The organism is Streptomyces sp. NPDC051913 (assembly GCF_044593635.1).
GTDB lineage: Bacteria > Actinomycetota > Actinomycetes > Streptomycetales > Streptomycetaceae > Streptomyces.
The window spans coordinates 486,370-499,128 of the sequence record NZ_JBIUCI010000002.1 but is presented as its reverse complement, the minus strand read 5'-3'; the positions used below and the strand labels follow the sequence as shown (position 1 = coordinate 499,128).

The following is a 12,759-nucleotide window of genomic DNA, read 5'->3' as shown; positions in this document are numbered from 1 at the left end:
CCACCGCCTCCCCCGTCCTGCGCGACGCGGACGGGGGAGGTGGGCCAGGCCAGGCCAGGCCGAACGCTCAGCCCGCGGCGACGGCATCGACCATCCGCCGCATGACCTCGACCGGCAGCGCCGGGTTCCGCGCCGCCGTCTCCACCCCACCCCCGCGCAACAGCCCGACGAGCAACCGGGCCGGCATCCGCGGGTGCAGTGCCGCGGCCTGCCGTACGTGTTCGTGCGGGTCCTCCAGCAGCCGGGCCGCGGCGGTCGCCGACAGCCGTGGGTCGGTCGCGGCGCGGTACCGCACCTCCGCGCTCACGTCCCGGCTGAGCCGCTCGACCAGTTCGGGCGTCGACTCGGGATCGTCCAGGACGAGTTGACGCATCCGCGGGTTCGGGTCGTCGGCGTGTCGCACGAGGTCGTGGCGGGGGAAGTTGGGGTGACCGCGGGGCCGGTCGGGGTTGGTGAGGCTGCCGTCCCACCACTGCCACACCCGCAGGAGCATGTCGGCGGGCGCGTCGTCACAGGACTCGGCGAGGAAGAGCTGGACGATCCGGTCCTCGTCCCGGGCGAGGCGTTCGACGACGTCCGGGGGCAGATGCCGGGCCCTGGCCACGCATCTGCGCACCAGGAAGTGGGAGGAGGCGGCCAGGCGGCGCATGGCGTCCTCGTCGTCGTGCAGGGCCTTGACCCAGTCCAGCTCGAAGTAGCGCGTGTCCGGGTCGAGTTCGACCGGGATGGCGGCCCGCTGCTCCTCGGTGAGGTCGGGCCGCGTGGACACCCGGAAGCGAACCCCGTCGTCGGGGTCCTCGGCGAGGAGGGCGACCACATCCGGGTCCAGCCTCGGGTTGGCGGCGAGCAACCAACGCTGCAACCGCTCCCCGTGGCGAGCCAGGTGATCGGCGAGGTCGCGCTCCAGGAAACAGGTCTCCAGCGCCAGCCTGTCGGCGCCCTCGATGTCCTCGGCGTCGAACACCGACCGGGGCATCGGGTGGTCCTGGTGGTAGAGCACGCGCACTCTGGCCCGCACGAAGTCGTTCGGGTCGGCGAGGAGCGCCTCCCGGCCCGCCGCGTCGAGATGCGGCCAGGCGGTCCGGCAGGCCACCGCACGCACCCCGTCGGCCGGGTCGGTGGCCAGCGCGACCGCCACGGAGGCGGGCAGCCCCTTGAGGCGTGCGGCTTCGGACCGCACCCGCGCGGACGGGTCCGCGGCGAGGACACGGCAGGCGTCCTCGGCGACGAGGGCCTGGTTCTCCGCCGCCGTCATGGCGAGCAGCCACCGCTGCCGCTCGTCCCGCTCGGCGAGGATCACCCGGCCCCACTGCTCGGGGGTGATGCCCGGCTGGGCGCGGGCCGCCCGGAACCGGCCCTCCCACTCAGGGTCGGCCAGCAGCGCGTCCACGACCTCGGCCGGCATGACGCCGTACAGGGCGTAGGAGGGCCGTTTCAGCAGCAGCGGCCGCAGCTCGGCCGGTGTGGCCGGGTTGAGGGAGAGCCCGTCGGCCCATGAATCCAGCACCTCCTGCGAGCACTTGGGCCCCTGGAACAGCCTCTCCCAGGCAGCCGCCCGCTCCTCCGGGGTCTCCCGCCCCGCCGCCCGGGCGGCCTCCTCCCGCCGCTCCCGAACCCGGTCGACGGCGACGAGCCGCACCGCGCGCTCCTCGGTCGTCGCCCCCACCAGGGCGTCCCCGTCCTGCGCCATCGTGACGAACTCCGGCACACCGACCAGATCCCAGCCGTCGCCCAACCGCACCCTGACCCAGCCGTCACACCCCTGGACGGAGATGAGGAACACCCCGTCCGCCCCGAAGATCCCCGCCTCCGACGCCAACCGATGCCACCGCGCGTTGAGTTCACCGGCCAGCCCTGTTCGCTCCGCGACAACCGTGGCGGTCGGCTCGGCGAGCAGATACCGCCAGGCGAACGGAACCGGCAGCACCTCCTCGACCCGCCGCTCCCCCACGACGTCGAGCCCGGCCCGTCCCAGCCGTTCTACGAGTTCGTCTCCCCCACGCATGATCCCCATACTGCCCCGAGCCGGCTCAGCGCACGGCGGCGACCTCCACCCCGCCGCCATCCACCCGCGCCTCGACCTCCCGCCCGTCGCACCAAAGCACGTGCAGCACACCGGAGTTATCGATCCACACGGTCACCGCATCGGCCAAGGGCACGGCCGCCACCTCCCCGGAGAGCCGGGCCACGGCGACGAACAGTGTGTCCCCGTCCCCCGTCACACCGGCCAGCTCGCGGCTCAACCCCGCAACGGGCAGGATCTCCGCCCGTACCCCCTCCGCATCGGCCCACCCCGTGACCCGCACCGAAGTCCCCGGCTCCGCCCCCGCCACCAGATGGGCCCGCACCTCCACGGCCGCGTCCGCGAGCACCAGGCTGGTCACCCGAGCACCCCCACCGGCCAGATGCCGGGAGGCCACCCACCCCTCCCCGACCCCCAGCGGCTCGATCGAGGTACGGCTCGGATCGCCCCCGACGATCACGCTGTTGTCGTACGACGGTGAGGGCGCCGTCACCGTGGAGTAGGCGAGGCGGGTGTAGTACGGGTCGTACCGGACGTCCTCGCTGCCGTGGTTGTGGAGCCGGACGAGACCGTCCGAACTCGTCGACTGGAGAAGCCAGTTGGGGGCGTCGATCGACCGCACCGCGTCCGCCCGCTCGGTCGGCCCGGGTTCCTCGGCGGCCGTCCACACCTCGTGATCGGGCGGCAGAAGAAGCCCGATGAAGGCCTTGCTGGCCCAGTAGGGGGAGGCGGGGCCGGAGTACCCCTGAAGGACGGCCTCATCAGGCCCGTGCCACCCCAGGGTCAGCAGCCCGTCCTCGTTCACCGCCCCCCGGTCCAGGAAGTACTTCAGCGCCCCGGACGCGAGCCGCCGCGTCTCGCCCGGCGCGAGCGGTGTACGGCCGGTGAGGGCGCCGAGCCACAGCGGGGCGGTGGTCGCGAAGCGGTAGGTGAGGGAACGCCCCTGGTGCATCGGGGCACCGTCGCCGCCGAACAGGTGGGCGTAGTCGGCGAGATGGGCTTCGAGCCGGTCGCCGTACAGCGAGAGCAGTCGGCTGTCGTCGGCCAGCCACGCGTGCAGCACCGGGTAGAGGTGCATCGCCCAGCCGTTGTAGTAGTCGTACTTGCGGCCGTCGCCGTCGGTGTACCAGCCGCCGCCGACGTACCAGTCCTCGATACGTTCCAGACCCCGGTCGATCGCCTTGCCGGACGCCTCCGTCTCGTACCCGATCTCCTTCAGGAAGCCGCCCACGGTGACGGGGAACAGCTCCCAGTTGCAGGGCCAGGCCTCGGCGCTGAGCGCGTCACCGAGCCAGGCGGCGGCCCGCTCCCGCACCCCGTCGTCCAGCCGGTCCCACAACAGCGGCCGGGTCAGCCGCAGCGCGAGCGCGATCGACGCGGCCTCGACTAGTGGCTGACTACGGTCCTCGATCCGCGGCCACACCCCGCAGACCCCGGCGGCGAGCCCGTCCGCGTACCGCTCAAGCGCGGTCTCGTCACGCCGGAAGGCGGCGAGCAACAACGTACGGGCGTACCCCTCCAGCCCATCGGAGAGCCGCCCGGACCAGCTCGTGTGCGCGCCGGGGAACTGGTAGAGAGCGCCGCCCTCGACGGCGTACGGCTCCGTGGCGGCGAGCAGCGCGTCGGCGGCAGCTTCCCAGTGGACGCGGGTGTACCCGGTAGAGGGGCTGCACGTGCGGTCTTCGGAGGGAAGAAGCATGGTCTCTCTTTCAGACGTGCCGGGGTGTGACGCCCCTGAGGGGCGCGGGGAACTGCGCGACCAGCCCCCACCGGCCCGCAGACGAAAACCGCCCCTGGTCGGCAGGCCTGAGGCGCCCCGGTTCCGGTCGGGGCGCCCCAGGGGCTCAGTAGGCCACCCGCACCAGCCCCGCGGGGACCAGGTGCTGAGCGACCAGCTCATCGCGGACAAGCCCCGCATACACCGTGGCTCCATGCACAGACGTGTGCGTGTTGTCGCGCTTCTCGTTGTAGAGGTACAGCGCCTTGGAGCCCTCCGTCCCGAGGGACTCCACGAGCGCCTTGGTCCTCGCGGTCAGGTCGATCAGCGGGACGCCGTTGTCTGCCGCGACCGAGCGGATGACGGCGGGGTGGTCGACGCCCAGGCCGTTGACCAGGAGGGCGGTGTTGTTGTTCAGGGTGCCGTCGGAGTTGAACCAGCGTCGCACGATCGGCGTCACGAGGACAGGCTCCCCGCCCTTTTCGCGGATCCCGGCGACCAGAGTCTCCAGGTTCGCCCGGTAGGTCGCCTCGTCGGTCGTCTTGTCGTTGTGGGCGAGCTGGACCAGGACGAGGTCGCCGGGCCGGATCAGCGGCTGGACGGTGCCCCACAGCTGGGCGCTCGCGAGGTAGCTGACCGTGCTCTCGCCGGAGTCGGCGTAGTTGGCGACGGAGACACCCTTGCGCAGGTACTGGGGCAGCTGCTGGCCCCAGCCGGAGTAGGGGTCGCCGGGCTGGTCGCAGACCGTGGAGTCGCCGACCAGGAGGATCTGTCGGCTGTGGCGGGCCGGGGTGACCAAGATGTCGGCGAGGGCGGGTGCGGTGCCGCCGATGACGAGGTCGAGGCCGGGGGTGCCGTCCACGCCGGTGGGCTCGCCCTCGGGGGTGCGGACGTTCACGGTGAAGCTGCGGGCGACCCGCTCACCGGCGGGCGCGGCGGTCTCCGGCAGCAGGGAGCGGCGCGTCTCGCCGCTGACGCTCGTGCTGGATTCGGCGTCGCCGCCGAGGAGGACCTTCACGTCGTACGTGCCCGCCGGGACGTCGAAGTGACAGGCGCCGGCGGTGCAGTTCTCGATGCCGAGCGGCGCCCGCCCTCCGTGCGCTTGGGCGGCCGGTACGGCGGTCAGTCCGGCGCCCAGGGTGAGCGCCGCCAGCACGGCGAGGTTGAAACGTCTCATTCGCTGCTCCTCCGACACATGGCAAGACCTGGCGGCTGGACCGTACCCCTATCGGCAAGCGCTTTCTAGACCTTGGGTCGATTTCACAAGATTGCCAACCTCCTGCAAGCGAAAGCCCTTTCGCGAAATCGATTCAACTGTCACTCTGCGAGACACCCGCACCTCCCCCACATGTCTCTCGAAGGAGGCACCCCCATGTCCGGAGCCGCATCCAACGCAGGCGTCGGCCGCCGCGCCTTCGTGCTCGGCAGCGCCGCCGCGGCCGGTACCGCCGCGCTCGCCGGGCCGTTCGCCCAGACGGCGTCCGCCGCGACCTTCGGTTACACCGACGACGGCTCGAACTACGTCGTCGACACCGGTGCCAGCCTCGTCTTCAAGGTCAGCAAGACCAACGGCGACCTGACCTCGCTGGTCTACAAGGGCACCGAGTACCAGGGCTACGGCGGCAAGAACTCGCACATCGAGTCGGGCCTCGGCACCTCGACCGTCACGATCAAGCAGTCCGGGACGACGATCCTGATCTCGGTCGCCTACGGCACGCTCAGGCACTACTACGCGGCCCGCAGCGGCGAGAACAACGTCTACCTGTGGACCAACCGCGCCGACACCTCCGTCGCCTCGACCCGGTTCATCCTGCGCGTCAAGGCGGGCCTGTTCCTCAACGACGAGCCCGATTCCTACACTTACGCGCCCACCACCATCGAGGCCTCGGACGTCTTCGCGAAGTCCGACGGCCAGACCCGCTCGAAGCACTACTCGAAGCTGCGGGTGATCGACTACGACTACATCGGCTGGACGACCGGCAGCGTCGGCCTGTGGATCGTCCGCTCCAACCACGAGAAGGCCTCCGGCGGCCCCTTCTACCGCTCCCTCCTGCGCCACCAGAGCGCGGACGGCGGCGGTCTGTACGAGATCCTGCACTACGCCCAGAACCAGACCGAGGACGAGCGCTTCGGCCTCCAGGGCCCGTACGTCATCGCCCTCACCGACGGCGGCGCGCCCTCGTCGTCGCTGTACCCGGGCACGCTCACCACCTCGTGGGCGGACTCGCTCGGCATCTCCGGGTACGTGGCCTCGGGCGGCCGGGGCCGGGTCGCGGGGGTCGGGATCACCGGCCGGAACACGGCGTACGCGTACACGGTCGGGCTCGCCAACTCGGCCGCCCAGTACTGGGGTTCGGCCCGCTCCTCGGACGGGTACTTCTCGATCGGCGGGGTGCTGCCGGGGACGTACACGCTCACCGTCTTCAAGGGTGAACTCGGCGTCCACACCACGTCGGTGACCGTCACCGCGGGTGCCACGACCAGCCTCAACACCCTCGCGATCCCGTCCTCGAACGACCCGAGCAACGCGAGCGCGATCTGGCGCGTCAACGACTGGAACGGCACGCCCAGCGGCTTCAAGAACGCCGACCTGATGACGTACGCCCACCCGTCCGACGTCCGGGCCTCGGCCTGGACCGGCAACGTGGTCATCGGCAGCGGCACCGAGACCTCCGCCTTCCCCTGCTACCTCTGGAAGGACGTCAACAGCGGTCTGCTGGTGTATTTCAAGCTGACCGCGGCCCAGGCCGCCGCCGCGCACACCCTGCGCATCGGTGTGACGACGGCCTACGCCAACGGACGGCCGCAGGTCGTCGTCAACGACACCTGGACGTCGGCGATCCCCTCCCCGCCCACCCAGCCGAGCACCCGGTCACTGACCAACGGCTCCTACCGGGGCAACAACTACACGTTCACCTACAGCGTTCCGGCGAGCGCCTGGCTCACGGACACCAGCCAGTACAACATCCTGAAGATCAACGTGGTGAGCGGTTCGGGGACGACGTCCTATCTCAGCGCCGGCACGTCGATCGACGCGATCGACCTGCTGGCCTGATCGGACGTCAGGTTCCGCGCGTCCACTGCTGGTTGGTCGCTCCGTTGCAGGTGTACGTGATGATCGCGGCGGAGTTGGCGGTGGACGCGCCGTTCACGTCGAGGCACTCGCCGGTGGCGCGGGCCTTGACGGTGACGTACGAGCCCGAGGTGGTCACCGACCACTGCTGGCTGGTGGTACCGGAGTTGCAGTTCTCCTGGGTGACGTTGGTGGAGTTCTCCTGGAGGCACAGGGAGCTGCCACGGCCGACCAGCTGGTAGTAGCCGGTGCCGAGGTCCTTGAACCACCACTTCTGGTTGCCGCCGCCGTTGCAGGTGTACTGGCTGATCGCGACACCCTGCCACAGGGACTGGTTGGCCACGTCCGCGCACTTGGAACTGTGGCGCGCGATCAGGGTGTTGTACGTGGCGCTCGTCCCGCCGATCGTGCCGGCGGCCGTGTCCACGGTGACCTCGGGGTACCAGGACATGGACATCGTGGTGGAGCTCGGGAAGGTCAGCGGCAGCCACACGTACCGGGAGTCGCTGACGGTCCCGCCGAAGGAGTTGCCCCAGCGGTCGCCCATGTAGAGGTACGAGGTGCCGGAGCTCCCGGTGACCGGAAGGACGTACGCGGTCTGGGAGTTGTAGGTCGTGGAGTCGCCGACGTTCGCCATCGAGGTCCAGGGTCCGGCGAGCGAGGTGGCGGTGGCGTACTGCTGCTGGTTGGCGCTCCAGCCGGTGGCGCCCGACGTGAGCATGAAGTAGACGCCGCCCCGCTTGAAGAGCGCCGGTGCCTCGCGGTGGCCGCCCACCCAGGGGTTGGCGACCAGGCTGTCGATGCCGGTGTAGGAGGCGTTCAGCTTGTAGATGTGCAGGTCGTAGTTCTCGTTGGCGGCCGAGACCATGTAGCCGGTGCCGTCGGTGTCGACGTAGGTGGTGATGTCCCGGGACATGTACGAGCCGAGCGGGCGGAAGCTGCCCTGGTAGGTGTAGCTGCCGTCGACGGTGTCGGAGACGGCGACGGCCGCGCGCGCCTCGCTGTAGTCGGTGCCGTTCTCCTTGTGCATCCACATCACGAACTTGCCGGTGGACGCGTTGTACATGACCTTGGGCCGCTCGATGTAGGCGGTGCCCAGCTCGGCGGCGGAGGACTGGGTCAGGACGTTGTTCCTGAACTCCCAGTTCTTCAGGTCGGTGGAGCGGTAGACGGAGACGGCCTTGAAGGTGTTGTCGGCGTTGCGGTTCTCGCCGAACCAGTAGTAGTACGAGCCGACCTTGATGACGCCGCCGCCGTGGGCGTGCAGCGCGTTGCCCGACGTGTCCGTGAACTGGACCCCGTTGGGGATGGTGAGGGCCGCCGCCTGGGCGGGGCCCGCGGTGACGAGGGCGCCGGCGAGTGCCAGACAGAGGGCGAGCAGTACCGCGTACGCACGTCTCATGACGCGACCTCCAGGTCCGTGACGGTGGTGTCCGCCACCGGGATGCCGAAATCGGGGGTGCCGTCCGCGTGCCAGCCGAGCTTCTGGACGCGGGTGTGCCGGTTGGGGTCGTTCAGCGGATCGCCGACGATCTCCTTGTACTGGCGTGCGTGGTAGACGAGGACGTCGCTGCGGCCGTCCTCGGCGACGGTGAAGCAGTTGTGGCCGGGCCCGTACTGCTGGGTCGTGTCGTTGCTGGTGAAGACGGGGACCGGCGACTTGGACCAGTTCGCGGGGTCCATGAGGTCGGCGTCCGCGTCGACCGTCAGCAGGCCCATGCAGTAGTGGAAGTCGGTGGCGCTGGCCGAGTACGACATGAAGAGCCGCCCGTTGCGGGCGATGACGGACGGGCCCTCGTTGACCTTGTAGCCGACGCACTCCCAGTCGTACTCGGGTGTGGACAGCCGTACTTGAGGTCCCGTCAGGGTCCAGGGGTTCGCCATCCTCGACAGCCACAGGGCGGTGTTGTTGCCCATGTCGGGCTCGTGCTGGGCCCAGGCGAGGTAGCGGGTGCCGCGGTGGGTGAAGGTGGTGGCGTCGAGGGAGAAGGTCTCCCAGGCGGTCCTGATCTGGCCCCGTTCGGTCCAAGTGCCCTTGAACGGATCGGAGTTGGCGTTCTCCAGGACCCAGATCCGGATGTCCCAGACACTCTCGGCGGGCGCGGAGGCGAAGTAGATGTACCACTTGCCGCCGATGCGGTGGATCTCCGGCGCCCAGATGTGCGCGCCCATCGGACCGGTGGCGTGCCTGGTCCAGATGATCGACTCGGCGGCGGTGGCAAGACCGTTCAGGGTACGGGAGCGGCGCAGGATGATCCGGTCGTACTCCGGGGCGGTGGCCGTGAAGTAGTAGGTGCCGTCGGAGTGCCGGTGGATGTGCGGGTCGGCGCGGTTGCGGACGAGCGGGTTCACGGGCGGTGCGGCCTTCTTCGGGGCGGGGGCGGCTGCGGCGACGGTGGGGGTCGCGGCCAGGGCGCCCGCGGCCAGCGCGCCCTTCAGCAGCAGTCGTCGGTCGGGGACGGGGGGAACGCGGCTCATAGGGACTGCCTCTCGGGTGGGGGTGTCCTGAGAGTGATGTTCGATATTGAGAACATCTGTTGTTATTGCGAACAGCCGAAAGGTACGGCGGGCAACAGGGGAGGTCAACGGGTCGGACGCGACAAAAGAAGGCGCTTTCTGCGAACGCTTTCCACCAGCGCTTCCCGGGGCTGATTTTTTGTTATCGCCCGCCGCCCCGCCGCGTCTCCTCTCCCGTGCGCAGCCATACCCACAAGACAGCAGCGGCCGCCGGTGCCCTCGCGGCGGTCGCCGCCCTCCTCGCCACCGCTCCCCCGGCCCGGGCAGCGGGTGCCCGGGACATCACCGCCGACGTCCTCGCGGGCCGGGACGTCACGCTCGGCGGCGACACGGTCGTCACCGTGCCGTCCGGGACGACGACGTACGACGGGGTGCTCCGGGGCGAGGGCACGCTCACCGTGCGCGGCACCGGAACCCTGATCCTGACCAAGGACAGCGACATCACGCTCCCGAAGGCACGGCAGCGGCAGAAGGTGTCGGTCCAGGGCGGCCATCACCCCTACGTCACCACCGCCACCCCCGACCCGCCCACGATCACCGTCGAGCGCGGCGCCACCCTCCAGTACGGCGACGGCGGCTCGACCGGCGTCATCGGCCACTACCCGTACAACACCCCGGCCTTCCGCCTCAACCAGGACAACATCCGGGTCGACGGCACCCTGAGGCTGTCCCTGAAGAACGTCCCCTACAACCTGGGCACCATCAGCGGCTCCGGCCTGATCACCCAGCCGCGCTTCCTCTGGGCCACCTGGGACGTGACATCAGGGCCGTTCTCCGGGGTCATCGACAACGGCACGCAGACCAACGCCGGACGGCCGGAGTACGCGACCTCCCTGCCGGGGCTGCGCAAGGTCCTCAACCAGGGCACCTGGACCGTGGACACCCCCCTCGGCCAGACGGTCACGATGGGCATGGACTTCTACCAGCGCGAGTACGGCAGCGACATCAACGTCCAGTCCCGCCCCGGCGGCAAGGTGATCCTCAGGGGCCAGTACAGCTGGTCGGACCAGGGCGGCGACACGAACCCCTCCCTCAGCGACCCGGCCCTGAACTGGACGCCGACCCGCAAGAACGTCAACAAGCGCGGCACCAACATCAAGGGCGCGAACGTCCAGTGGGGCGACGGCACCACGCACAGGATCTTCATGCCGGGCACGGCCGAGACCGTCTACATCAACCTCCTCGCCGCCCGCTCCCGCTCCCTCCTCACCTTCGACTACGACGGCCCGGTGACCCTGGGCGCGCCCATCGGCGGCGGCAGGTTCCACGACACGTTGGCAGCTCCCGGAGCCGGCGATGTCGTCATCGCCGGGACCCGCGGCAACGACGTCACGTTCGCGGCCGTCCAGTACTACGACGGCTCGACGACCGTCGAGAAGGGGGCGGTGCTGCGGTTGGGCAGCGGCCGGTCGGGCGGCGACGGCGGGCTGTACACCGCGGGCGGTCTGTACAAGGTCGTCGACAACGGCTCGCTGGTCCTGAACAACGTGCGCAAGCCCCAGTCCCTGTCCCGGATCAGCGGCAGCGGCTCGCTCACGCAGGCGGGTACGGCGACGACGACCCTGACGGGGACCGCGGTGACGTACACGGGGCCGACGACGGTGAAGAAGGGCACGCTGGCGCTGCGCAACGGGGCGACCCTGGAGCACAGCAAGGCCATCCGGCTGACCACGTCCGGCGCGCGTCTCGACGCCGGAACGGCGGGGCTGCGGGTGGCGACCTCCCTGAGCGGCAAGGGCACGGTGAAGGGGGCGGTGACGAACGAGGGTGTGGTGACGAGCGGGCTGACGGTCTCCGGCGCGTACACGCAGAGCGCGCGGGGTGAACTCGTCCTGGGTGCGAAGCCGTTGAAGGTGACGGGGCCGGTCAGGCTGGCCGGTGACCTCGACCTGGGGGCGGCCGGGGCGAACCCCGCGAAGAAGATCACCGTGCTGGACCACAAGGGGGCCACGAAGACGACGGGGGCCTTCACCGGCCTGAAGGAGGGCGCGAAGCTCAAGCTCGCCGACACCACGTACCGGATCACCTACAGGGGCGGAGACGGCAACGACGTGGTCCTCACCGCCGCCACGCCCAAGGCAAGCAAGTCCCCCACGGCTGAGAGCGGTTCGAGCGCAGCGACCGACGTGACCCGCACCGCGGGCGCCGCGCGGGACGACCGGCTCGGCTGGTGGCCGTACGCCCTGGGCCTCGGCCTCCTGGGCGGCCTGGCGGTCCCGGCGACGCGCTACAGGCGAGGACGCCGCGGCAGTGGAAGGCACGCGGCGGGGTGACGCCCCCAGGGGCGCGGGGCTGTGTCGATGTGCGGCTCCGCCGCGTGGGCGCGACCAGCCCCCTCACACCCGCACCCGGCCCCCGACATCAAGAGGCACCCCCGTAGCCGCAACGACTACTGTCGACCCCATGACCAGCACCACGCCCCTCGCCCAGGCGCTAGCCACCCGCACCGTCGTCCTGGACGGCGGCATGTCCAACCAGCTCGAGTCCGCCGGACACGACCTGAGCGACGAGCTGTGGTCGGCCCGTCTCCTCGCCGAACACCCCGAGGCGATCACCGAGGCGCACCTCGCCTACTTCGAGGCCGGCGCGGACGTGGCGATCACCTCCAGCTACCAGGCCACCTTCGAGGGCTTCGAAAAGCGCGGCATCAGCCACGACCGCGCCGTCGAACTGCTGTCCCTCAGCGTGGAGCTGGCCCGCGAGGCGGCCCGGCAGGCGCAGGCGAAGGGCGTCACCCGCCCGCTGTACGTCGCCGCCTCTGTCGGCCCCTACGGGGCTATGCTCGCGGACGGCTCCGAGTACCGCGGCTGCTACGGGCTGAGCGTGGCCGAGCTGGAGACCTTCCACCGCCCCCGCCTGGAGGTGCTGGCCGCGGCCGGACCTGACGTGCTGGCCCTCGAAACGGTGCCGGATGCCGACGAGGCGGAGGCGCTGCTGCGGGCGCTGCGCGGGCTGGGGACGCCCGCCTGGCTGTCGTACTCGATCGCGGGTGACCGCACCCGGGCCGGCCAGCCCCTGGAGGACGCCTTCGCCCTGGCCGCCGACGCCGACGAGGTGATCGCCGTCGGGGTGAACTGCTGCGCGCCGCAGGACGTGGACGCGGCGGTCGAGATCGCGGCCCGGGTGACCGGGAAGCCGGTCGTGGTCTACCCGAACAGTGGCGAGGCCTGGGACGCCGAGGCCCGTGCCTGGAACGGCCGCTCCAGCTTCGCGCCCGGCGAGGTGCTGGCCTGGGAAGGCTCCGGGGCGCGGCTGATCGGCGGCTGCTGCCGAGTGGGGCCGGCGGCGATCGCGTCCATCGCGGACACGCTGTCGCCGCACGCGTAGTCCGCAGCGGTCGTCTCCTCCTCGCCACCCTCTCCCCCTCACCTCCACCCGCTGCTAGCCTCCGTTTCGGGAACCGGTTGCCGTCGTGTTGCCGCAGTTCCC

8 protein-coding genes are annotated in these 12,759 nt (G+C 70.7%); 3 read left to right on the top strand and 5 right to left on the bottom strand.

Features of this window, described 5'->3' with window-relative positions:
- Window positions 1–67: 67 nt before the first annotated feature.
- The 3 genes from ACIHIX_RS07465 to ACIHIX_RS07455 all read right to left on the bottom strand — a co-directional run bounded on the left by ACIHIX_RS07465 (window position 68) and on the right by ACIHIX_RS07455 (window position 4,917).
- Window positions 68–2,005 (bottom strand): PE-PGRS family protein, encoded by a 1,938-nt coding sequence (locus tag ACIHIX_RS07465; RefSeq protein ID WP_399951133.1) that lies wholly within the window; start codon window positions 2,003–2,005, stop codon window positions 68–70.
- 25 nt (window positions 2,006–2,030) lie between these two features.
- Window positions 2,031–3,722 (bottom strand): DUF2264 domain-containing protein, encoded by a 1,692-nt coding sequence (locus tag ACIHIX_RS07460; protein WP_399951130.1) that lies wholly within the window; start codon window positions 3,720–3,722, stop codon window positions 2,031–2,033.
- A 145-nt stretch (window positions 3,723–3,867) separates the two neighbouring features.
- Entirely contained in the window at window positions 3,868–4,917 is a 1,050-nt protein-coding gene (locus ACIHIX_RS07455; protein ID WP_399951127.1) for a rhamnogalacturonan acetylesterase, read from the bottom strand.
- Between the two features lie 195 nt (window positions 4,918–5,112).
- Here ACIHIX_RS07455 and ACIHIX_RS07450 point away from each other — a divergent pair, with 195 nt between their 5' ends.
- Window positions 5,113–6,795, top strand: a complete 1,683-nt coding sequence (locus tag ACIHIX_RS07450) for a rhamnogalacturonan lyase B N-terminal domain-containing protein (RefSeq protein ID WP_399951124.1) — start codon at window positions 5,113–5,115, stop codon at window positions 6,793–6,795.
- Between the two features lie 7 nt (window positions 6,796–6,802).
- Here the strand turns inward: ACIHIX_RS07450 and ACIHIX_RS07445 are convergent, their stop codons facing one another.
- Together ACIHIX_RS07445 and ACIHIX_RS07440 are read right to left on the bottom strand one after the other, a co-directional pair.
- Window positions 6,803–8,215: an RICIN domain-containing protein gene (locus tag ACIHIX_RS07445; RefSeq protein ID WP_399951122.1), complete on the bottom strand. Its 1,413-nt coding sequence runs from the start codon at window positions 8,213–8,215 to the stop codon at window positions 6,803–6,805.
- Complete coding sequence (locus tag ACIHIX_RS07440; RefSeq protein ID WP_399951119.1) at window positions 8,212–9,291, bottom strand: family 43 glycosylhydrolase; 1,080 nt, start codon at window positions 9,289–9,291, stop codon at window positions 8,212–8,214. Before ACIHIX_RS07440 ends, ACIHIX_RS07445 begins: the two co-directional genes overlap by 4 nt.
- 215 nt (window positions 9,292–9,506) lie before the next feature.
- On the opposite strand from ACIHIX_RS07440, the gene ACIHIX_RS07435 reads away from it, so the two are divergent.
- Together ACIHIX_RS07435 and mmuM are read left to right on the top strand one after the other, a co-directional pair.
- Window positions 9,507–11,603, top strand: a complete 2,097-nt coding sequence (locus tag ACIHIX_RS07435) for an autotransporter (protein WP_399951116.1) — start codon at window positions 9,507–9,509, stop codon at window positions 11,601–11,603.
- A 130-nt stretch (window positions 11,604–11,733) separates the two neighbouring features.
- Complete coding sequence (gene mmuM, locus ACIHIX_RS07430) at window positions 11,734–12,657, top strand: homocysteine S-methyltransferase (protein WP_399951114.1); 924 nt, start codon at window positions 11,734–11,736, stop codon at window positions 12,655–12,657.
- The last annotated feature ends 102 nt before the right edge of the window (window positions 12,658–12,759 follow it).